At 65.0% G+C, this 23249-nt stretch carries 16 protein-coding genes; 1 reads left to right on the top strand and 15 read right to left on the bottom strand.

Annotated features, from left to right (window positions below; translation table 11 throughout):
- Positions 1-617: 617 nt before the first annotated feature.
- The 15 genes from drmB to AOM45_RS52300 form a co-directional block, all read right to left on the bottom strand.
- Positions 618-2528 carry a DUF1998 domain-containing protein gene (gene drmB, locus AOM45_RS52825; RefSeq protein WP_030466815.1) on the bottom strand — a complete coding sequence of 637 codons (1911 nt, stop codon included), beginning with the start codon at positions 2526-2528 and terminating at the stop codon, positions 618-620.
- Entirely contained in the window at positions 2525-6034 is a 3510-nt protein-coding gene (locus AOM45_RS13330; RefSeq protein ID WP_030466816.1) for a helicase-related protein, read from the bottom strand. Before AOM45_RS13330 ends, drmB begins: the two co-directional genes overlap by 4 nt.
- Entirely contained in the window at positions 6031-7737 is a 1707-nt protein-coding gene (locus AOM45_RS13325) for a nuclease-related domain-containing DEAD/DEAH box helicase (RefSeq protein ID WP_030466817.1), read from the bottom strand. Before AOM45_RS13325 ends, AOM45_RS13330 begins: the two co-directional genes overlap by 4 nt.
- Positions 7734-9248, bottom strand: coding sequence for a DISARM anti-phage system protein DrmE domain-containing protein (locus AOM45_RS13320; protein WP_030466818.1), 1515 nt, complete (start codon positions 9246-9248; stop codon positions 7734-7736). Before AOM45_RS13320 ends, AOM45_RS13325 begins: the two co-directional genes overlap by 4 nt.
- Positions 9245-9712, bottom strand: coding sequence for a hypothetical protein (locus AOM45_RS49495; protein WP_081902006.1), 468 nt, complete (start codon positions 9710-9712; stop codon positions 9245-9247). Before AOM45_RS49495 ends, AOM45_RS13320 begins: the two co-directional genes overlap by 4 nt.
- A gap of 938 nt (positions 9713-10650) precedes the next feature.
- Entirely contained in the window at positions 10651-11511 is an 861-nt protein-coding gene (locus tag AOM45_RS13315; protein ID WP_236703431.1) for a pentapeptide repeat-containing protein, read from the bottom strand.
- Positions 11512-11544: 33 nt separating this feature from the next.
- Complete coding sequence (locus tag AOM45_RS13310; protein ID WP_156093726.1) at positions 11545-12567, bottom strand: hypothetical protein; 1023 nt, start codon at positions 12565-12567, stop codon at positions 11545-11547.
- Between the two features lie 1128 nt (positions 12568-13695).
- A complete protein-coding gene (locus AOM45_RS13305) occupies positions 13696-15138 on the bottom strand; it encodes an SAVED domain-containing protein (RefSeq protein WP_156093727.1) in 1443 nt (480 codons plus the stop codon).
- Between the two features lie 26 nt (positions 15139-15164).
- The gene (locus AOM45_RS49490) at positions 15165-15614 is read right to left on the bottom strand and encodes a M67 family metallopeptidase (RefSeq protein WP_236703532.1); all 450 of its coding nucleotides are present in this window, start codon (positions 15612-15614) and stop codon (positions 15165-15167) included.
- Between the two features lie 44 nt (positions 15615-15658).
- A complete protein-coding gene (locus tag AOM45_RS13300) occupies positions 15659-17233 on the bottom strand; it encodes a HesA/MoeB/ThiF family protein (protein ID WP_030466822.1) in 1575 nt (524 codons plus the stop codon).
- 8 nt (positions 17234-17241) lie between these two features.
- The gene (locus tag AOM45_RS13295) at positions 17242-18324 is read right to left on the bottom strand and encodes a nucleotidyltransferase domain-containing protein (RefSeq protein ID WP_030466823.1); all 1083 of its coding nucleotides are present in this window, start codon (positions 18322-18324) and stop codon (positions 17242-17244) included.
- 193 nt (positions 18325-18517) lie between these two features.
- Complete coding sequence (locus tag AOM45_RS13290; RefSeq protein WP_236703507.1) at positions 18518-19711, bottom strand: SAVED domain-containing protein; 1194 nt, start codon at positions 19709-19711, stop codon at positions 18518-18520.
- An 80-nt stretch (positions 19712-19791) separates the two neighbouring features.
- Positions 19792-20715 (bottom strand): AAA family ATPase, encoded by a 924-nt coding sequence (locus AOM45_RS13285; protein WP_030466825.1) that lies wholly within the window; start codon positions 20713-20715, stop codon positions 19792-19794.
- A gap of 23 nt (positions 20716-20738) precedes the next feature.
- A complete protein-coding gene (locus AOM45_RS13280; RefSeq protein WP_030466826.1) occupies positions 20739-21257 on the bottom strand; it encodes an HORMA-1 domain-containing protein in 519 nt (172 codons plus the stop codon).
- A 2-nt stretch (positions 21258-21259) separates the two neighbouring features.
- Positions 21260-22258, bottom strand: a complete 999-nt coding sequence (locus AOM45_RS52300; RefSeq protein WP_030466827.1) for a CBASS oligonucleotide cyclase — start codon at positions 22256-22258, stop codon at positions 21260-21262.
- A gap of 123 nt (positions 22259-22381) precedes the next feature.
- Between AOM45_RS52300 and AOM45_RS52295 the strand changes: the two genes are divergently transcribed.
- Positions 22382-23227, top strand: a complete 846-nt coding sequence (locus AOM45_RS52295) for a hypothetical protein (RefSeq protein WP_156093728.1) — start codon at positions 22382-22384, stop codon at positions 23225-23227.
- The last annotated feature ends 22 nt before the right edge of the window (positions 23228-23249 follow it).

The raw sequence follows: 23249 nt of genomic DNA, 5'->3' as shown, positions 1-23249 counted from the left end.
GGCGTAAAAGTGGTCGAAATATGAACTACCCCACGGGATTCTGAGGAATCCCGTGGGGTAAGAGAATGTCCGAGGACGAAGTCGCACACTATTCACCCACGTAGCGCTTCCTGGCTCTGAGTAGGCCACCTAGCCCGTTCGATGGAGGAGGCCCGTCCCGCGGTGATGACGCGGGACGGGCCTCGGTCGTGGTGCATGGGGGCGCTGCCTGCGGTTTCACGCGCCGGGACGTGTGGGACACGCCAGCTGAACCCGTCCTTGCGATGGACGATGGCAGCTTTCTGGCCCGATCACGAGGAAGCAGAGGGGGACGGGACAGCGTTCTCTCGCTGCAACCAGTCCGCTCGTCAGCGTTGCGGCTCAAGCCGGCTGCAGTGATGATTTTTCGAGCGGTACAGGGTGGAACGACGCGCCTACCTGGGCGGACAGCTCGACCGGCGAGATTGGGACTGGGGACAGACACGTGCCACGCTCGCCGTCTTCTGTCTCCGGTGGTGGCTCGTGGAGGGAGTCCGGAGGGACGGCACACCTGACCAACAGGCTCCATTAGCTCAACCCCGCTGGACGGGACGCTGTCGCCCCTGCCTCGTTCACCACGGTTTGTTGGCCAGGTACAGCTAGGCGAACGAAGAGAAGTAGCCAAGAGTCGGGTCGGTATATGTCCCGATCACTAGGCCCCGATCGAGGAAACGGTTGAACTCCTCGCAGCTTGTTTCCGGGAGCAGCGCGCAGCCGTGACACGCAGCCAGGTTGCACGAGTCCGGTCCCTGTCCCTTTTCTCCAACATCCATGCATACGGGATCGGTCGAGCACCAGCGGGCGTCCGAGATCGCCGAGGCGAAGACGGAGCGAAGGTTGTCGGGACGCGCCATCCGTACCAGACCGCCCATCGTGCCCTCTGAGTCGCCGGCTGCCGTGTAGATCAGTAGTCCGGCCATCTCCCTCCCGACGGTCGTCGAGACGTAGAGCCGCTCACGGAGCGACGCCGAGCTGTAGCCGCAGGCGAAGATCAACTCGTTGATCAGCAGGTGCCCGAGAGTGTGCAGTAGCACGAACCGCGGAGTCAGGGCGCGGTCCTGAAGGCCGCGCTGCGCGGCGACTTGACCGTAGTTGTTGGTGATGTTTTGGGCACGGGTCTGGACTTCAGCGCGGATCTCCCACGCCGCGAGCCTTCCGGGGTCGAGCTCGAAGTAGATGCCCTCGCCCTTGACCACGTAAGCAGGCAACCAGTCCTGGACCGGCGGCAGCGGCTGACGGCGTAGTAGCGCCTTTCCGGCGCTCAACTTCAACACGTCGTCTCTAACTCGGGTGAAGCCTCGCAGCGCTCGGGTCTCTCGAAGCACGTCGACGGAGCGGGCGCGCTCTAGGTAGCGATTGAGGTCCGTGTGGAGACCGGGATTGGTCGCCGTTAGGTAGTCATCCTTCGGCGTTTCGCGGATGTGCTGGAACTCCGGAAAGCGCCACACGTCGCCGCCGGTGAGCAGTTCGGCGTCGGATTCCTCGCCGGACTCCGGTTCTTCCTCGCCGACCCCAAGAAGATCGCGGTATCCGGCGATGAGTTCCTCATCGGAGATCGGGCCGAACAGTTCCGGCGGCACGTTCTTAAGGAGCTGCTCGCGGAGCATGTTCACGCCGAGTTCGGCACCAAAGATGCTGTGCAGCGTCCGCATAGTGCCGCTGACTGCTGGATGGCCCATTAGTTTATGCATTTCTTCACTGACTGCTCCCTCCTTGCGTGGCAGGTAAATGGAGGATTCAACCTTTGGGAAGTAGACGTTGCCGGCGGCGCGTAGGGCGCCGCGAATCGGCTGGTCACATACCCCGTCGAGTTTCGCCAACCACGGGCGGGCACCAGTACAGAGATAGGGGTCGTTGGGCGACGACAGCTGGTCGCTCAAATTGGTGTGCTCTTCACCGTTAACGTGGCGCGCCTCGGTGATGCCCCGAAGGTTGCGCTCCTTGCCGCAGGCGTCACAGACCACTCGCTGACCGTCCAGACCACCGCCGCCCAGCGACTTGAGGCGCAGTGTCCCAGTACAGGTCGGCTGGTGCGACCTGTGCACCCATTTCTCGAACGGGAAGTCGTCGAGGTGCCCGGCGGAGCAGACGGCAACGAACGGCACCTGCGACATACGCGGCTTGTACTTCAAGTCGGCGTGCTTCTTGTCTTTGCAAATGACCGGCTGCTGCATAGTGAGCGTAGAGAGTTCGAGCCGCTTGCAGAACATGCAGAAGCACCACCGAGGGAAGCGGAGCACCGGCACGGTCAGCTTGACGTTGCGCTTGTCGTTGCCCTGGCCTTGGGGTCGGAAGTCCGGCGGTAGCCGGAATTCCGAAACCTGCAGCCTTGCCTCCAGCCTCCAGTCGTGTTCCTGGTATTCCTCGAGTGCGAGCGTGCCGATGTCGTCGGGCTTGTACCAGTGGTCGAGTCCTGCCGTGATGACAGACGTGCCGTTGACGAGCACGCTCATGGCACCCACGCCGAACGGTGTGACGAGCTGGGCTCGCCGCATTGCACCAGTGCTCATAGTCCGTCCTCCATGTCAGCATCGGCGTGGGTGTAGGCCAGCGAAATCGCTAGACGGCATTCGGCGTCGACGTTTCGCATGCTGGTAGGTACGTCCCAGATGGTGGCTTTACTGCCTAGGTCGGGAAGCATGCCGGCGTAGCGCATCAGTCCCTGCTTAGGGTCGCCCCACGGCGGCGGGTTGGCTTCCCACTGCGTCCGTTCCCAGCCATTCCACTGGCGGGCTCGCTTTTCCGCGATCTTCTCCAGTATCAGGACCTCGTCCTTGTCGGCCATGAGGGCACGCTCGCGGAGCAAATCGATTGCCTCGTCGAACTCCTGAGCCGGAAACGGGTACGGCGGTAGGTCCCTGGGGGAGACCTGGCGGACGTACGCCACGGCGGCGGCGTGGAGCGCCCGGCGCAGTACTGGGGTGGCGAACGGCGTGACCGAGGTCGGCTCGACCTGGGCATAGAGCTGCTGGTGGTAGGTGCGGAAGCGCTCGTAATGGCTGCGGTCTCTCGGCTTTGCAGCACCATAGATGGTGATGACTAGGCCAGGGCTGACGTCGGCGCGGCGGCCGACACGACCAGAGACCTGGATGTACTGCGCGGTGGTCTTTGGCTGACCGACGATGGTCATCAGACCAAGACGGTCGATGTCGACCCCAACCTCGATGATATTCGATGCGAGGCAGATGTCGATTGCCTCCTGACGGTCCTGTCCCGGCACGTAGCGCACCTGAAGTTGTTCGATCGCCTTGGGGATCTCGTCCGACCGGCGACGGGACGTCAATTCCATGGAGCGGTTCGGCCAGCGGGGATCGATGCCGTCGCGACGTACCAGACCCGTCAGGTAGTCAGGTACGTCGGACTCCAGCAGCGAGACGGTATTGCCGAGCTCGCGCAACGAGTTCAGGAAGTTGAGATTGGTCCAGTAGCCGTCGCGATCATCCTCGGGCACCTTTGTGGCGCCCTGCAGGGTGGCGGCAAGCACCCGGGTCTGGATAGTTTGCATCGACCCGAGCGAGGCGCTCATGATCCCCATGTAGCGCCGTCCCGGTTCCAGTTCCCCACTGGGCAGCCGGGCGGGCTCGGCGAAGAAGGAGCGGCCTTCCTCCAGCCCGTGCGGCGGAAACAACGCGACTTCGTCGCGCCCGTAGAGGCCCTTGATCTGGTCCTCGAAGCGCCGGATGGTGGCGGTCGAGGCAATTATCTTGGGTGGGATGGGGGCCTCGCCGCGGCGGTCAGTGCACAACTCGTCAACAACTGGTTCGTAGAGCCCGACCATGGAGCCGAGCGGTCCGGAGATGAGGTGTAGTTCGTCCTGGATGATCAGACCAGGGGGTGAAACGGAGCGCTCGCCCTGCTCGTCCAACCCGAATAGGTTCCGTGCTTCGGGACGCCATGCCATCATGGCGAACTTGTCGACCGTGCCTATGACGATCGAGGGACGGACTGCGTAGATGTCCTCGTCGACGACGTGGACGGGAAGGCCGGCGCGCCGGGAGTAGCGGCACTGTGAGTCGACGCAACGTAGGACGACTTTCTGCCGCCTGACCTCTTCGTATCCAATGACGTCCTGCCCTCCCCTGCCCTTGGGCTTGGTGCCCATTTGTGTACCGCACCATGGGCAGCGCAACAGCAGGAAGAGGTTCTGCTCGTGCGGGTTGCGGCGCAGCTTGCCGAGCACTTCAACGGCTTTCTTCCAACTGTTCGGTGTCGACGACCCGCCGAGCCAGATCCCAATGCCGAACGGCGAGACTCCAAGAGAGTCCGGGTTGTTGTCGCGAATCTCTTCGAGCACGCAGACCAACGAGGCAGCGCGCAAGAACTGCTGTGCGGTGAGCAACCGCAGCGTGTACCGCATCAGGATGTCGGTACCAGCATCGTCCGGATTGCGGAGCCGCCGGGCCAACAAGCTGATCGCGGAGGCGCCGAGGTATGCCTCAGTCTTACCACCGCCAGTCGGGAAGAAGATCAGGTCAACGAGCGAGCGGGTCTTCCGGGTCGGGTCGACCAGCTCGGGCAGGCTGGCGAGGATGAAGGCGATCTGGAAAGGACGCCATGTGCCTCTGCCTTTCGGGATGTCCGGCTTGGGGTGGCTGCCCTTGATCCGAAGGACATCGTCCTTTCCTCGCTCGACTTCTCGCAGCGGAAAGTTGGATCGTACTTGCTGGTAGAGCATCGCCTCATTAGCCCAGCGGAAAGCCTGGGTCGCTGTCGGGTTCGATTCCACCAGCGCCCAGCCCTCCTGCATCCGCTTGAGAGCATCGCTCGCCAGCTTCATGTGCCGGCGCGCGGCGGGGCGCAAACGTTCGGGCAGGTCGTCGATCTCCGACGTTCGGCCAGCGATCCACTCGCCGTATAGCCGTAGAACGGTCTCGACCTGTTGTTTGCCCCTGTCGGTGCCGTCAGCAAGTTCCTTCATGCTGACATTGACGGCCTGGCGGTTGCCTTCGGCGTCCAACAGGTACCTGCCGCGCTCATCGGTTCGGTAGACGTCCGGTGTCAGGCTGACAACCTCATAGGTCGGCAACGCGACCGCCTTCACGAACGGCACGGGCGATCCCGCGCCACCGTCCCACTCTGCAGCGCAGCCGTGCCCGATGGCATAGGTCCGCTTGTTGCGGTAGAGCAGGTCGATGGACTGCTCTTCGGCATCTCGATCAGGCAGCTCAACCTCGGGATAGGGTTCGATCGTCAGGTCACCGACGGGGGTGACCGTGAAGCCCATCTGAAACAAGGCGCTGCTGGGCCCAGTGCCCATCGCGTTGTTGACCACAGCCACGGTGATGAGACGCAGCTCCGGATCATCCCCGCCCGGCACCGGTCGGCTGAAGACCTGCGTTGTTGGAGCGACGCCTGGCACGTCGCCCTCAGGGACTGTGGGGACGTTCTTGAGCCGGTTGGTCTCGTGCCGCAGCACGGCCGCCGGGACGATGCCCAGCAGCTCGAACGGGCGGCGGACCCACCAATCGACAGGCTTGCTGACGCTGGGAATGTGCACCATGAGCTTCTTGTAATGGGCGCCGCTCACGCGGATTCGTAACGAGCCGCCAACAGGGACGCGACACTGAAACGAGATGGCCATCGCGGACGGTTTGAACCTGTTTGCGTCGGTCAGGTCGAAGTCGTCGGAGTCGGCCTCGTCCTGCCAGAGCGATCCCTTGATCTCGATCGGCGGGCCATTGGGGTCGTCCTCGCTGGTCGCCACGCCGGGGACGCCGGTCAGGTCGACGTCGTCGCCGTCCGTCGTTCCAGATGCTTCGATGGCTGTGCCAGCGACGGCGGCACCGCTGTAGAGCACGCCGATCCCGTAGCGGGACAGCGGTGTCCCGATGGTGAGGATCTCTTCTTTGGTGGTGGCGTCATGGAACTGCCCCCTGCTTTCCTCAGCATTGGCGAAGGTGAGCGTGCCGCTGGCGCAGTCGAGGGGCTTCCCGGTGGGATCGTCGTCTCCTGTGGGGCCGAATAGTTCGCGCCGTAGTTCGGCTTCGACGATGGCGCGGGCTTCGAGTCCGCTCATGCGGTGCCTCCTACGGCCTTGCGGAGTGTGTTCGTTTCGATTAGGGCGATTAGGCGGTCGGTGGCACGCGTCAGTCCGATGTAGAGCAGTGAGTCGAAGTTTTCGATGGCCGCTACCTGGCGGTCGAGGTCGGTGACGACGACCGCTGGCGCTTCTAGTCCTTTGAAGGCATGGATGGTCGAGTACTGCACCTGGCCGGGACGGGCTGGGAGTCCGTCGGCGGCTTTCAGAATCTGCCGAAGCCACTGCTCGTTTGTGGTGGCCGCAGTCGAATAGTCGCGATGGGGACTGAGTACGACGATCTCGTTCAGCTCGTAGCCCTCGTTCCTGAGTTCCCGGATAGCGGCTGCGAGGAGCGCTGACTGGTCCTGCCCGGCCCGGTATTGGCGGAAGGTCGGGTCGATGCCGTCGTCGGGGCGGCGGAACCGCTGGTAGCCCGGCTGGAGGTCGCAAAGGAGATTCACCTGGTAACCGATTCGCGGCAGATTGCGACAGTTGTGTATCAGCTTGTGACTGGTCAGGTGGGGCGTGCGGGCGCGAAGTCGTTCGCGACCGGTCTCGTTCTCGAAGATCGCCTGGCGCTCGAAGTCGCCGAACAGCAGCACCCGCCCATCCTTCAGCCCGCCATCCACCATCAAGTCGAGTACGTCGAGATACTGCTCGGTGGCGATGTCTTGGATCTCGTCAACAATCAGGAAGTCGTTCGCCGACGCCGGGCCGCTATTTATCAGCGTCTCTAATGCACGTTCGGGCAGTTCCTCCCTCCAGAACCCGCGTGTTGGGTTGTTGGGAGCATGGTGAAGCCCAGCGAGACGGAGCAACTCCTGATGGAAGGTGCCGACCGTGAGGCCGTCGAGGTCTGCCATGTCGGCGACGAGACGTTTGCCGAGAAAGCGGTTGAAACACAGCAGTCGTCCCTGCTTTCCGGTCGCCACCTCGCGCCGGGCCGATTCCATGGCGAGAAACGTTTTGCCTGTACCCGCTGGACCTGCAAACAACACGCTGCGGTTCTCGGCCACGGCGTCGAGGGCGAGGAACTGCTCCTCGATGAAGGAGACAAGCTGGGTTTTGTGGGCACGGCGACGATCTCCGGCGACCGTTGCCAGCTCGAACTTGGGACGCAGCAGCCTGGCGACGCGGTCAGCAGTCTCCCCGTCAGGTCCGACGCCGCCGTAGGAGAAGTACTTGATCTTGCCGTCGAGGTGCTTCGTCCCGGCCGTTAGTGTCCGCACGACGGCTGCTGGGGCGGCTTTCAGGTCCTCCGAGTCCAGCACTTGCCAGTCGTGCCACTCTGGGTTCGGCGGCAGCATGGTACGAGCGCGGACGCCGGTGAACCAGACAGCGGAGAGCATCGGCACCGAGCGCAGGTCGACGCGTTTTTGCCTCAGATAGGCGCGAAGGCTGTGCATAGCTTCGCTGGCCTGCTGGAATGGTCCGCGGGCGGTCGGCGCGTCGTTGCCGAGTTTCCAGCTCCCATCGGCACGCCGGTCGATCGACTGATGCGACTTTACCTCGATAATCAGGATTCCGGTATTCGGAATGATGACGACAAAGTCGGCCTCGCCTTCGACCTGGCGCACGTGATCGGCGATGCCGAGGGAGTGCAGTACGACCCAGTTGTCGGTCTCGCCACTCTCTCGAAACGCCGTATACACAGCCTTCTCGCCCGGTGACACATCATCCGGGCAGAATGCGGGCATCATTCGAGCCACTGCCCACCCCGATCTTCAAACGGCACACGTGCATCATGTCGTGGCACGATTTCTGTGAATGGAGAGACCGCAAGCACGCGGGTCGCGAGGATGCCCCGAAAGCCTTCGGCCTCCACGTCCAGCCTGATACGGCCACCAGCCTCCAGTTCTGAAAGGTCCGCAGAAGAGACGGCCCCTTCAAGTAACTTCCCGATCTCCGCGCTCACCTGATATAGCGTCCTGCGCAGCGTGGAGGCATAGCCGAACGTCGGCTGGGTCGGAATGCCGAGCCACCGCAGGAGCCGTTCGAAGTCTTGATCGCTGACAGGGCGGATCAGAGCGGGATTCACCCAAGCACGCGCCCGGTCTGCGGCTTTCACTCCTACTGCCCGCAGCTGCTTGACCACTTCTCGATACCCTGCCTTCTGAATCCGCTCAGCTAGCAGGTACTTCCAGGCCCGCTGGGCCTCGTCGATGACCACACCGCGCGCCAGGCGGGCAATAGCCGCCTGGTACAGCGCGTCGCGCTCGGTCTGACCCTGCCGCAGCAGCAGGTACGTGCCCGTCCTGACCGCTGCAACATCCGTGTAGGTGACACGCTCTCCGGCAGGCTGCTCCGGGTTAAGGGAGCGGATCCTTTCCCCGTCGTCGAGCCACATGGCTCGGTTGCCGCTGAGCAGCACCTTGCGAGCTTCGACCTCCTCGCTGGTTGGCTCACGATCACCGTTCTGGTGCTTGCCCCAAACTGGTTGGGGCAGGTAATCATTCGCATCCTCAGGCTCGTCCGACGGAGCGGGGCCCGACCCAGCCGTGTCGCCCTCAAGGAAAACCCGGGCTTCGATTCGGATCGCTCCCTCTGCGTAGGCGGCGATGGCAGACCGGGGCACGCTGCGGTCACCAAACCAAGCTGGCAGGAAGAAACTCACCTCGCTGGTGACTGGCGCTGTTACCAGCGACGATCGGTAGAACCGGGGCGGTCCAATGACGTAGGCCTGATCACGCTGGGACTCGTTTCGCTCGAGTTCACCTACGGTGGACAGCAGTACGTCGTGCTCCTGAAGCCATGACTTCAGTCCCGCCGCGGCAGCCTTGCTGCCAGCGATCACGATGATGGAACCCGCACCAACCTCTTCGATCGACCGCAGCAGCAGCGTCCCCACAACGGGATCGCTCGAAGCCACCAGGTCAGCTGCGGAAGCGAGCTCGTCGAGCAGCCCTTGATCCCCGATGGCCCCGTGCAGGCGCTTGGCGTGCTTAGTGACCTCTCTGGCCAGTTGGGGCAGGCTGGGGTTGAATTCCAGAGGCTGGGCCTGGGTGATCTGCCGCCAACGTAGCGCCTTGGCCGCGCCGACCAGGTCCTCAATGCAGGCTCCACCATCGTCCTTGAACAGCGCAATTAGTCGACGGACAGCAGCATTGAAGCGTGCCCCAACAGGATCCTCGACGGCGACGACTTCAACTCCGGTATGAACGAGACTGGCAGATGCAGCGTAGCGCTGGTTCAGCCCATCGATACGGCTCATAGCGCCACAGTGAATGCCAAGGCTTCGACACCAGCCGGCGGGGGCCAACCAAGGTCATTATTAAGCGACAACGGCTCGCTACGAGTATTGCGCAGCTGAATCACAAGCTCTGCTGCTGTCTCGTCTGCAACCGAGCGATCCAATACGCAGATCACGACGGGAGCTTCGATCTCGGATAGGTACTTGATAGCTCCGTTCCCGTCGAGAATCACTGCGTTCACGCTTCCAGGTATGGGCAGGTGGTCTGCGAGACTGGCTGAGGAATACACCAGGGTAAACCAGGTTGCCACTCGGCCAATCTTTGGCATGAGCAAAGACCCTATTCTGCTCGACGGCAACTGGTCGTTTTGCCGAGCGAGATGTGCCTCAAAGTCCTCCTTCAGCCACGCCAACGTTCCGACAATGGCGAGGTCGGCAGCCGGCCTTGCGAGGCGGTCATCCCACGCCTGATCGAGTCGCGCCATGTGTTCGAGGCTGCCTGGCTCCGGACGAGGTGCGCGTTCAGGCTGGTCAAGCTCAGTAATTGGGGCCAGCGCTCGGATGCCGTCGATCCTCCATGACGACCCGGCGAAGTGCGCCTGGGGCGGATGCGCTCGTTCGTCCAGGTACGAGAACACCCCCGCGATCACTTGACGGCTGTTGACGGCCCGGAGTGGCTGTCCTGGTTCCATGTCACGGAGAGCATCCAGCGGCGCCGTTAGAGTCGGTGCCTGGCTTGCGAGAACCCAACCACACCCGATCAGAGACGCTGCAAAGTCCCGCTTCGGCACTGACAGAGCGATAACCAACTGTCGGCCGATTGACTTCCGTGAGTAGCGCGCGGCCCTAGCTCCGAGTGCCAAGAGCGGCCCAATCCACGGCGCCGCTCGCCCTGGTTCGTCGTAAGACATTGACAGCACAAGCCGAACGGGTCCGCCCTGGAGAGACGCCATCACAGGCACCTCCTCTTGAATCGACCTCGCGCGCTGTTCGCACGACTGATCATTCGCGAGAGAGGACCCCCTCGTTACTTCAGCTGGATGCTTCGGCAGTGTCTCCATGTCTGGAGAGCGACTTGTGCCTGGCCTTGCGCAGCCGTTGCCGCCTGACGACAGGCGTGTTCATGGGCGTGATCGTCTACGGCCTGGGCTCGAACGACTACACGTCCAAGCCCTACGTCCGAGTGCGCCCAGCTGGTCTTGTCCGCCAGGCTCCCCTCGAGGTTGGAACACAGCCGAGGTTGGTGCTCCATTGGGGTGAAGTTGGCCGAGCACTGCCACTGACGAGCTTCTGATCGCCGTCAGAGCGGATCTGGGGCCAATTCGCATCGGCGTCGTTTGCTCGGCTGTCTCGCTGATCGCAGCACAACATCAGGAGACGATGCATCGGTTTGAGCCAGGCCTCGAGGACAACCTGAGCCGTGTCAGCGCGAGCATGCCGTGGCGGAAGCTGGTGACGACGATGGCCAGGACGCTGCCTGGCGTTTCTGTAGTTCGGAGACCACCACGTCGTCGACTGCGGCGTTTGTCGCCGTTACCTTCTCTAGTACAGCCCCGGATAGGTTCGCGCCACGAAGGCAGGCATCAGTCAGGTCTGCCTCGGTCAGGTTCACCCCACTGAGGTCGGCACCACGGAGATCGGCGCCGCGCAGTCGGGCGGCGTGGAGGTTCGAACCGCGGAGATCGGCACCCGCAAGTTTGGCGCCCTCCAACACGGTGTTGTCCATCGAGGCGCCTCTGGCGATGACACCGTCCAGTTGAGCGTCGCGCAGAACCTGCCGATCGATGTTGATGGCGTTGAGGGACGTGCCTCGCGCCGAGCCGCCGCGTAGGTAGTCGGCATTCGGGGGCGCATTGGTTGCTGATGATGTCTGCGCTGTGCCGATCGGCCGGTAACTGAGGAGACCGAAGCTGTAGCTCGCGAAGATACCGATCAGAACGACACATGCGGTGAGTGCGATTGCAATGCTCACGATCCGGGGGAATACGCCGGAACCGACGTAGAGAGCCAGTATCCCGGTAATTGCGACCCCGGCGAGCAGCACTCCGAACGGGCCCCACACCTGACCCAGCACGGCCATAGCCGTGATCACCGCGATCGGCCAGCCCCAGAGCCACCGATCGCGCCGACGTAGTTGCGGGCTGTCCGTTTGGCTGCCGACAGGTCGTGCCGCTGCTTGGCCAGGGCGCCAACCTCGGGGCTCGTTCCGGTTGGCCGGCGGGGGGATCCGGTTGTCCTGCGGCGCGGTCTCGTCCGTCTGCTCGTCACCTTGGTCAGCCACCACAGCCGAATCGTGTCAGGTTGTTCCAGGCAACGGTCATTCGGGCGGCTCGGCCGCAGCCTGCTTGACAATCAGCTCGACGCCCTGCCGGGACGGAAGGGGATGTTCGTAGGGCAGGGATGCCTTGCGGTCGAACCTGAAGACCTCCATCAGTGTCGCGTTCCTCGCGCGTTCGTCGGCTCCGTTGGCGACTTGCGGGAGCCGCAGACGGTCATACAGATCGAACCTGCTGAGATCAGTCAGTACAGCCAAACTAGTGCCGTACTCGTGCGCGAGGGCGACCGCGCCGCGGTAGGCGAAGAATGAGACGCCGTAGGGCACGATCGCAAGGAGCATCCAGAGCCCGTGACGGCCCATCAGGACGAAGGTAATGACCATCGCGCACAGCGCGACGAAGGTAGTTCTGATAGCGAGTTCGAGCTGGACCCGTTGATCCTGCACGTAAGAGATCTCCCGCTCGCCGCCGAGCATCACGAGCCTCGGAATGGTCATTAGCGGATCGAGTCCGTAGGGTGCGCCGACGTTGGTCTCGTAACGTCGCAGCACATTGCCCAGCCTCGTCGGCATGACGTCGGCGATGTCCGGGTAACTGTTGCGTGCTCGGCTGCTCTCAGCGCGGACGACGGCGGACTCCACCACCTCCACAGGTACGTCCTCGTAGCGCAGCGCTAGTGGGCCATGGGCCTTCACGTTGTCGTCAGCCGCCAACTCCGCTACTTCTAATGCAGTCCGGCGACGACGATGGTGCATCACTCTTGCGGTCGCCAACGCGACTCCCAGGCGTGAGGTGCCCCAGTAACCTTCGAACATCTGGATCATTGGGAATTGCAGCGGGTTTGTGGCGAGGGCCAGCACGAGCGCGCCAAGTCCGAGGAACGCGATCTCGTGCAGCTTCACCTCGGAGAGCGCCGACCAGTTGACAGGCCCCGACCAGCTCACCCGCACGAGCATGTACGTGTAGGCAATGAGCAGGATCGACGGCATCGTGCTGACCACTGTGAAGTACCGGCCGACCTTTCCAGAACCACTGGAGATCGTTCCCACAGCATCGGAGCTCACCCTGTCACCTGCCATTCCGTTCCACAGGCCTCACAGACCCCACGATTGCTGCCGAGCAAGCACACGACATAGCCCTGTTCGCACTCTTCACATAGGTGCGGTGCAGCGGTGAACGTGTGCTTGGTACGCCCAACGCACCTGACCTTGGAGTTGCGCCCGATGGGACTGAGAGCGGAGCAGCCTGGGCACAGCAGCGCGTCCGCCTCGTGGTCGTGTGGACACCGCCAGTGCCTTCCGTTCCAGCTGATCAGGAGCTCGTCGCACAACAAACACGGGCTCCATCGGAAAAGGCCATCACCTCGACACCACCCGCTGTGCTCCGTGAGCCACGTAGAACGAGACTCGCAATAGGGACAAGACAGAGATTTCGTAGGTTTCCACCCGAAACCAGGTGGTGTATTTCCCGTGAATCTGGCGAGCGCCACGACGCAGAGCACGCTTGCCAGCGTGACCGGTCCCATCAGTCGGGAGGGGTGGCGAGGGCGTGAAGGTGCGCGTTCGCAAGGTTCCATGTCGCCACCCCCCGTCGCCGTAACAGGTTAGGCGGCCGTTCGTGAACAGGCTGCCAGCCATTCGGGCTACGGCGCGCGCCGTCCACGTCTCACGTCCGTGGGATCCACCGAGCAGAGCCGTCGCCCAGTGCGCCGGTGCGAGGAACCAGGGCACGGCTGCGGAGGTGGACGAGGTCGAGCAGGCCGTCGAAGACGGGACCGAGTGACAGGCAGCATGCGTCGTACTGGCGCCGAGCACCCCTCCACAGCAGGAGAGCATCAGTCGCGTGGTGGTGCGCAAAGGTGAAGCTTCTAGACCCCGACGGATGTTGGCGCATTACCGCCTGTCGAGCGAATGGAGCTGGCTTGTGTCCGTGGTAGTGGGGAAGTAGCGGCACCGGTTGATCATCTGAGCACCGAGTCCCTGTCGGATGTCTGGGGTGTACGAGGGCAGTCCGGCTCGGTCTTGACGAGGCGTTCAGAGGAGCGCACCAGTCGAGCCACAGATGTGGAACCGCAGCTCGCATCGACGAGTTGCTGTTCGGATAAGCGTGCGCGTTCTAAGCGGCAAACCCGAGAACGAAAGCGGGCCAGGATTGAACACTGACCCGCTTGATCAACTCGAACCGCAGCGAGGTCAAGCGCGAACGACGAAGGCGGGGGTGTACTCCTGTCCACCCAGATGCTCGTACACGTGCGTGGTCGTGAGTCGGTTCCAATGGTGTCCGAGCAGCACGGCCAGTCCGAGAGGTCCGATCAGGAACAGGTGGAGCGGACCTGCTGGTGCGTGCGGCCGGGCAAGATCTCGAATCGCCACGGCGAGGCCGTTGGCCGCCTCGGCTGTGGGCACGGACTTCGGCCCCACCCCGCGGGACGGCGTGACAGTGAGGATCTTGCTCACCGGCACCTCGTTGGCAGTGATCCAGCTGATGGCGTCTTCTGCGGCGTTGGCCGCGACGTTCACGATGATCGCGGTTCCTGGCCCCGACTCGACGACCGTCTCTGACACCGTGAGGTCGTACGGCGGCGTGTTCGCCTCGCTGGTCCAAAGCTGGTCGCCTTGGCGAATTCCGACTTCGTAGCCCAGCACGCGCCGCAGTTCGGAGCCGACCAGGAAACCCGTGGCCTGTCGCAGGTGCCCGCTGACCAGAACCCTCTTGCTGCCGCCGAGCCGGTCAGGAACGGACCGGACGTCTGCGGCGAGGTCGTCCCAGGTGTGCGGCGGCAGGGGCGCGATCCGGGTCCAGTCCGTGTCACCGCTGAAGCGGTCCACCCAGTCGAGGGCGACCGCTGCCTGGTGCGCGACCTGGTCGTGTTTGATGGTGGCGATGGAGATCGTCGTCCACGGTGAACCGCACTCCAGCCCCAGAGCCATGATCGCGCTCCTAACGTCGTCCGCGCCCAGCCTCCGGCGGCCGGCGATGACCTGCTGTGAGATCCAGCCGGCACCGAGGCTGACCGCGACAGCGTCGGAACGGAGTCCGTTCGCGGTCATGAGCAGGCTGACGTCCTTCCGGAGCCGGCCAAGGTCGTAGGCGACATCGAGGTGGAACTGGCCGAGGAAGGCCATCAGCGTCGGCTCGTCGACCTTCGCCTTGGCCGCCCATTCGGCTCGTGCTTGTCCTCGTTCTGACCGCGGGCCTCCCTGCGCGGCACGCGGCAGCAGCCTGCCGTCGCGACCGTCGCGGTCTCGGAGCAACGTGTCGGCGGGATCGATGGTGCGATTGGTCACGAGGCGCATCTCCACCGGGTCGCCCCCGGCGGTCAGCGTGATGTGCGCCTGGACCATCTTCCGGAGAACGTCCTGCTGGTCGAGATAGTCGAGACTCACCGCTGCCCGGTGGTCCACGGCGTACTTGACCTGAACGTAGGTGTTCGGTGGCCGCTGCCGGTAGAGCACGACGTCGTCGCCGTTCCCGACACCAGGTTCCTCCACCCCGACCGCGACGACGGGGTTCGGGTGGTGGCCGGTGATCGCCTCGTACAGCATCTCCATGCAGTAGCGCCAGGCGTGCAGCCATTGGTAGTCGTCACCGGCGACCCTCGCGCCGCTGGCGCTGGGCATTCCGTTGGCGGGCAAGAAGTCCTCCAGTGTCTCGTGGCCGGCTAACGCGGTCGAACCTGAGGCGAAGGGGGATCCGGCGGTGGTAGATCCCCCGCGAGCGTCACCTCACATTTTCGGGGAGTGACAACGACGACTCGGTGTGCGTCAAGCGAATGGCCGGCGGCCGTAGCGCGCACGACCACCAGGGTGGGGTTCGGTTTCTGAGGGTGCTTGACGGAGATGAGCGCGAGGCTCATGAGGTCGGTGGAACTCGGTCCGACGTCGGAGGGATGGCTGTGCCAGTCCCCGAGGTACCCCAGCCGCCGATCGGACTTCCTGGCGTTGCGCACCGCCGCCTGGGTCGTTCCTCCTGGGAGCTTGTAGTGGCGGCGTCCCCGGTCCACACTGGAGATCTCCACCGCGGCCGTGACCCACGGCTGACCGTCGACGTACACGCCGAGCAGGATTCCGCCTGTCTCGCAGGGATGTTCGCGAGCGGCTGCCCTGAACATGGTGGCCTGCGCGGTTTCCGACATGATGAGGACGGGACGACGGGTCATGTCGTCCCGTCCATCTCCGGGCGGGGGCCGTCGTACGTCCCGGCGCGATCGAACGGGGGCTTCAGCGCCTGGTGCACGATGATGCGCTCGTCGGGCAGTTGGCGTCGGCCGGTGAGGAGGTCGACGGCCGTGCGCGAGATTTCCGCGGCGGTGTGCAGAACGGCGACGGGCGATGCGTTGTGCACGGGCGCGGTGCAGCCCAGCTCCAGGAAGCCTGCTGACGGCGCGACTGGATCCTCCGTCGGCAGATCGAGGTAGGCCGGATCTGCCGGACGCGCGGCGATGGGTGTGTCGCCTTCTGCCTGGCGTTGGACGCGGGCGAGGGCACCTCCGTGGTAGAGCGCGCCGGTGACGAGCGGGACACCCGTTCTCCGGCAGATCTCGGCCAGTGCCGCCGACAGGGAGAACAGCCCGGTGCAGTCGACCACGAGATCGACTCCGTCGATCTGCTCGGTCAGTTCTGCCTGGCCGTGGGGGAGAACGTCGTGCAGCACTGTGCGGGTCCACGGTGCGTGGTCACCGATCACGAAGGACACGGCCGCGGTCTTGGGAAAACCCACGAGGTACTTCGGGCAGACGTGGCGGACCAGGTTGCCGGACGTGAGGTGGTCGTTGTCGTGCAGGGAGATCCTGCCAACGCCGGCAGACGCGAGCGCGACAGCGACGTGGCCACCGACGGAACCCGCTCCAGCGACCAGCACCTTCTTGCAGTCCAGCAGGTCCGCGTCCGGACCGGCTCGCCGCCTGCGTGTGCCGGTGTCGTTGGAAGTGGCGGGCAACGCCGATGTGCGGAGTGTGCCGTCCTCATCCTCGAACGCCAGCACCATCGCGTCGTAGGTGTCGTGGCGAGACCAGGCGAGCACGACGAAGTCGAGTCCCCCACTGGGTTCCGCCAGTCGAGCCGGCGATCTCCGCGCCAGGCCGCGGTCGAGGTGCAGCCTTTGTCGGCGGGTCAAGGCATCGAGAACCTCACCGAGGTTGCGCGGTGGGGTGCCGATGTTGCGACGGAGACAGAAGGCTCCGTTGAGGCGCGAGGTTTCTTGCTTGGGCGGTCCCGCGCGTTCCTGCGTTTCGATCATCAGAGTGCTCGTGCCCGCAATGGTGGCGATGAGCCCGAAAAGGGTGCCGTCGCTGCTGTGCTGGGTCAGGTCGGCGAACGGAAGTTCAGCCCGGTAGCTGGTCGACCTCCGTTCGAAGACGAGGTAGGAGTCGAGCGCGCGGTCCTCAACCCGGAACCCCTTCTGTGCGAGCGCAGCCCACTCGTCCAGGCGGTCCCACAACGCCTTGAGATCACGCCCGGCGACCTGAGCCGGATCGTCGTCCGCCCACAGGCAGATCGTTCCTGCTGCGGAGTGTTCAGAGTGGAGTCCTTCCACCACCACGCGGGCGTGTTGGAGCGGCCAGCCGTCGTAGAAGTAGATCTTCATCCGGGTGGTCGGGGTGAGCGACCGTAGGCTTGGTGGAAGCGGACCGCTCCACTCCCGCTGCTCGGTGCCGGGGACCGGGGAGAAGCCCTCGTTGACCAGTCCGGCGCAGAAGCGTTCGAACGCCCCGATGTCGTACGTGTCCACCTCGTTGGTCAGCCTCGCGTGATGAACGGTGCCGTGGGGCTCGCGAAGCCTCGGGGCTGGTCGCTGCCCACCGCGGTGACGGCGGAGATCGCGCCGAGCGGGAGCCCGTTGGCGTCGCAGCCGTCGGGCAGCACGAGCACCTGACCCCGGTCGTTCGTACCGAGGATCTCGCGCCAGATCTTGGCCGCCTTGCAGGGATCTGCGTCGAGGGCCTGACGGGCCAGCGTCGCGAATCCGTCGAAGGCGTGCGCCGCCGCTGTCCACAACCCAGGTTCGAGCGTCGGCTTCATGGGGGTGCCGAACACGGGGTCGGGCAACCCGCTCGTCGCGCAGTCCGCGAACTTTCCTGCGACCTGCTCAAGAGTGGAGGTGAGCAGGTCAGCCCAGGTGGAGCCCGCCACCAGTTGGGCCTTCCACACGTGGAACGCCGCTACCTCGACGAACAGGCCACCTGGACGCCGGTCTCCGAGATGCACGTGACGCACCTGCCGTAGCAGCCGCACGATCGGCCGGTACGCGTTGTCGCCGCCGACCTGCGGGCTCCATGTAGCAACGGAGAGGGCCTCGGTGTCGTCGGCGAACTGGATCGGGTCGGTCTTGATCCAGCGGCGATCTTCCTTGTCCCACTCCTGCCGATCGCGGTTGGGAATGCCCCAATGTCCTTGCAGCGGCACTGCTGGTACCGCGTCGATGGAGAACGACGTGTCGCCCAGTGGCTCGTCCGGATCCGGAAAATCGATCTTCAGCGACCGGGGCTGGGGGGTGACGCGGCCGTTCGGATCCTCACCCTTCAAGCCGTACTCTGCGACGAGCACGCGCTGCACCGCGTTGTAGATCTTCGCTGGGTCGTGGCGAGCGGACAGCTCGGTGAAACGCAGGAAGACGTCGACATCCTTGCCAGGGTAGCGGGCTGTCAGGCGGGCGTACGAGCCGATGAGGATCGAGTTGATTCCCCACTCGCGCAGTTCGGCATCCGCTTCGAGCAGTTCGCGGACCTCTGTGTGCGCGGCGATCGCACGCGCCTGCTTCTCGTCCCGGATGGTCACGTTCCGGACCGCTTGTTTGAACTCCTTGTCGAGTGTTGTTGTCACTCGTGCCTCCTGCTGTTGCACAGCGAATGTGTGCTGGTGTCGTGAGGGCTCTGCGGTGAGATGACTACTGCTGGTGCGTGCCCGGCACCGAGGTCTCGGCGGGAGAGTAGGCACACCAGACGCCCGCTGGCCTCCTGTGAGTGGCCCACACACGAAGTTGTCAACAAGCTGTCCACTTTGTACGTCGCTTTCCTCAGCGGTCGGTCGTCCAGCTGATGACGGGACCGCCGCTTCGGCCAGCTGACACGGTGGCCATCTCGAGGTAGGCGGGCGTTTCCCCCTCCCGTTCCCACTCGTAGAGCACCACGCGCAGCGTGTTGCACGCTCGACCCAGCAGCACCGCGACTGGAAACGGAACGCGCAGGAATAGGTGGACCGGCGAGCCCGCCGCGAGCTCCCCGATCCGCCGACGTAGCTCGGTCACCAGCGCGGGACCGGCTTCGGCCGGAATCAGCTCGCGCTCGGCGACGAGGATCTCCACCGCTCGCGCGAACCGATTGCTCTCGACGTAGCGCCGGAACTCCTTGTTGGGAGCTGTGTCCACGAGGTCGAGGTACACGGCCACCGGGCCGTCCGACACGTCGCCGAGAGAGATCTCCTCCTCCGCCAACGGCACCGACGGAGCTGTTCCACCGCTCCAGTCGTTGCCGTGGTGGTCCACCACGGAGACGGTCAGACCGGAGGTCGTCGGAACCGCCGCGCCGAGGGCGAACGCGATGCTCAGATGTGCCCCGCCGGTGATGTGCAGGTGCTTGACCCCGGCTGCCTGCACCAGCCGGGGGAGATCGGCGAGGAACGGGGCGATGTCCGCCCACGCCTCGGGCGGGGGGACGCTGGTGCCGGGCAGCGGCGGGCGGGTGCGGACCGCCAGCGGCGCCTTCGGCGTGCCGCGTGCGGGGAGACGCGTCTGCAGGTTCAATAGCAGTCGGCCATCGACGGCGGCACGGCGTACGCGCCGGGCGGCCATCTCCCCAGCCAGCCGGGCGATTTCCTCGCGGGTCGTCACCGGGAACTGGTCGAAGTCCCGCAGTGACCACCCTTCCTGAGGTAGGAAGCGGTCCGGCGCGCCGAAGTCCAGCTTGCCCGTCGAATCCATCACGACGCTGCCGATGGCGAATGTGAAGGCCGAGTCCGCTTCTAGCGCAAGCAGCGCGGGCAGCTCCTGGTTCCGCACGATGTCCGAGTGGACGATGTCCGGGGTGATCAGCAGCACCGCTCCGGACAGATCGGACTTGAGCGCCTCGTCCAGCCGACGGTCGAACCGTCCCGGCGGGAGATGAGTCTGGTCGTGCCAGACCGGAACGCCGTGGGAGCGGAGGACCCAGGCCGTGGCCTCCGCCAGCTCGTCGCCGTCGGAATGCCGGTAGCTCAAGAAGACCTGGTCCATGTCGTCCACCTGGGCCACCTTCGAAAACCTCACTCACGGGTGCACAACTGCAGGTCGGATTGGGGCAGGGCGTGCCGGCTCTACGCGAGCTCGGAGAACACCGGGCTGGGCGGGAGTTCGGCTGCGAGGGTGAGCAGACTGTCGTCGGTCACCGGTCCGGTGGGGAACGCGTCGAGGATCGCGGCGGGGATGAGGCGCTGGGTCAGGTCCGAGCTGGTGAAGCCGGGGCGGCTACTGTGCGGCCCGGTGAGCTCGACGAGCTTCGCGAGGGTGTCCTCCCGGATGCCGAGTCCGAGGAGTCCTGCACCGAGTATGGCGTGCCGCTGTTGTGCGTCGGGCCGGGTGAAGGTGAACGTCGCGGCGGCGCGACGCATGACGGCCGGGTCGAGCGCGGAGACCCGGTTGGTGCACAGGACCACGAGGATCGGCAGCCCGGCACCGGCGAGGCTGTCGACTCCGGCGAGGAAGGCGTCGACGCCGGCCCGGTCCTCGTGGTGCATCTGCTGGGCCTCGCGGGACTGCACCAGGGCGTCGGCCTCGTCCACGACGAACACGAGGACGGTGTCTGCTCCGTGGCGGGTCATCGCGAGGTTGCCCTCCTCCCGCAGGCGGGTGAAGGCGTCGCCGATGAGCGAGGTCATCTCGCCGACGAGACCGCTGCCGCGAGTGCTGAGCCTGAGCCGGTACAGGTGCACCGGAAGTCCTAGCTGGACGGCCAGGTCGCAACCGAACGACTCGGCCAGCGCCGACTTGCCGGAGCCGACGTCGCCCGCGAAGACGAACAGGGGCGCACGGTCGGCGAAAAGCGACAACGCAGCGGTGTCGGCTCCCGCGTGGTGCTCCGCGGCCCACCGGGCCAGGCGGTCGGGTGTGGCGAGCAGCATTGCCTCCTTGCGGAGCCGGTGCTTGACGTCGTCGAGCCCGACGAGCCGGTCGTACCGGGCTTGGCGAACGGGCTCGGGCAGTTCGATGACAGGGTGGAAGAGGTCGTCCAGCGTGCTCACGGGAAGGTACTCCAGCAGTGGGTTCAGTACTCGGAGGCGACGTACACGTCGCGGGTGACGCCGATGCCGTTGCGGCCGTAGCCATGGCCTGGGGCGGTGTAGCTGGAGCCGGTGCCGGGCTCCGTGCCCGTAGTCCGGCTGATCGGGAGCGTCTCCTTGAACGCGTGCTGTTCGGAAGGAGGGAGCGCGTGGAAAGCGGGGCTGTAGGTGAGGAAGGAGTGGAAGGGCAGTGTGGCGACGTCCGCGGTGCGCGGGAGGCGCCCTGGCGGGTTGTCCACCAGGTGGCCGCCGAAACTTGCGCGGTAACGCATGCGCAGTTTCCACACGTTGCCGGTGGCGTCGCGGAATCCGTAGTCGACCGTGTCGAGGTAGCCCTGGTTCAGCAGCAGGGCTACCTCCTCCACGTACCGGTCGATCAGGTCGAGGTCCGCGGGCTTGCCGTACACGGCGCGGAGCTGGCGCAGGTCCGCGCCGATCTTGGCGCCCACGTAGCGGGCGTCCGTGATCGTGTAGGAGGAGGAGCGCGTCAACGAGCGGGTCATGGTCAGATTCCCGGGAAGGTAGGTCCGAAGAGCTGGCGCCAGGCGTCGTTCGCCGTGCCTTTGGCGGGCGTCGTCGCCGCCCACGAGACGTTGTCGAGCGCCTCGCCGGCGAGGTCGACCAAGCGCCGACGGTCAAGGTCGCTGTAGGTCGAGGCGACGTTGTTCGCCGCGTTCACCGGATCCCAGATCTGGACGGCGTCCGTGGACGGCCCAACGGCGTCGGGCTGGTAGAAGTCGTTGAACACGATCGGCTGCTTCAGTTCGGTGACCGTGAGGTATGACAGCACCTGCTCGAAGGCAGCCGGGTAGTCGTTCACCTGAAGCGGAACCGCGTGCCAGCCGACCTCCCACAGGTGTGCCACGACGAGCTCGAGCAGGAAGCTCTTGCACCGCAACTGCGGGTCGTGGCGCTTCGCGTGCCGGATCCACGCCTTCAGCAGCCGGATGAGCTCGGCGTAGCCCGGACCGGCCGCGGCCTTCCGCTTGGCGATGAACCGCAGGTGGAGCGTGACGGACGTCAGCACCCGCTCACCTCGGCGGGTGACGAGGTAGCCCTGGTCGTCTGGATCGTTGAGGTACAGGACCGGGGCGACGTCGATCTTGAGCCCGGACCCGCGCAGGACGATGCCGACCGCGTGCTGCGAGATCGTGAAGTCGTCCGCGACCTTGGTCTTGCCGTACACCTCGACGCAGCGCTCGTGCAGCCACTCAAGGATCTTCGCCTCGTCGAGGTCCGGATCACCGGTCCGCAGGTAGGCGGCGACGTCCGCGTCTGACCCTTCGCCTCGCACGGCCTTGATCGCGGTGTGCTTGGCCGTGCTGCCGGACGCGCGCAGCTTCACCAGGTCGTAGTCCGGGTTGACGCTGATGTGCGCCTCGAGTCGCGCCCGGAGGTGTCCGACCTGTTCGCGCCGTTTGCACGCGTCCTCCTTCGCGACGTTCACCCGGTTCTCCGCAAACCGTTTGAGTGCCTTGTGATCGACGTGGTTCTCTCCGGCCACTGTGGTCGCTCCTCGTGGCTCGCGTTCGGCTGGGCGGGCGGGTGCCGCGCTTTCATTGAAGCACGTGAAAGCGACACCCCTGTGGCGGGGGTCCCAGCGTGTCCGTCTGGGATGCTTGGGTGCATGCGCATCGAGTTGACGGGCCGGTGTCCTTTGCGGCGCCGTGAGTTGCGAGTCGAACCCGTCGACCGGGGGCGGTTGGTGCTCGACGCGCGCGAACTGACGTTCGCCTGCCCACTCGAGCTGACGGCCATCGTCACCCTCGCCCGCTCGGCGGGTGACCGGAAGACCGTCCTGATCACTCCGCGGGACGGGGGTGTCATGTCCTATCTGGAGCGGATGAACGTGCTGTCCCTTCTGCCGGAAGGGGCAGTGATCGATGGTGAGCTGCCGTTCGGTGACCGGAAGAACCTGTCCGACCGGCTGCTCGAGGTCGTTCACCTGGCCGGCCAGGACGAAGCCGACGACGTCGTGCTGAGGCTCGGGCGGATGATCAGGACTCACTTCAGTCCCGAGCTGCGGGGGCTTGTCTTCCAGGCGGTCGGTGAGCTGATCGACAATGCGATCAGTCACGGAACGGGTCCGCTCGGGGCTTTCGCCGCGGCCCAGTTCTACACCGGGCGCACCAGTGGCCGCCAAGGGCTCGAGTTTGCAGTGTGCGACACGGGTGTTGGTGTCCTCACACACTTGAGCCGCAACGTCCGCCACCGTGACCTCGACACCGCGGAGGCCGCGCTCCTTCGCGCGCTTGAGAAGGGGGCCACCGGAACAGAGGAGGAGCGGGGCAACGGTCTCGCCGACCTGTGGCGGGTCACCCGTCATGGCGGAGTGACGCGGCTGGTGCTGCGCAGCGGTGACGCGGTGGCCAGTGTGGTGGCCAATCGGGACGAGCGACGTTGCTCAGGGCTCACCGTCGAAACGCGGGTCTGCGGCACCTGGGCCTGGCTGCGCGTCACCTCTCCCCACTGACTCGTCGACATGGTTCAATGCG

This window comes from Lentzea aerocolonigenes (genome assembly GCF_000974445.1).
GTDB lineage: Bacteria > Actinomycetota > Actinomycetes > Mycobacteriales > Pseudonocardiaceae > Lentzea > Lentzea aerocolonigenes.
The sequence above is the reverse complement of the archived record's forward strand: the minus strand, read 5'-3'. Positions and strand labels throughout refer to the sequence as shown.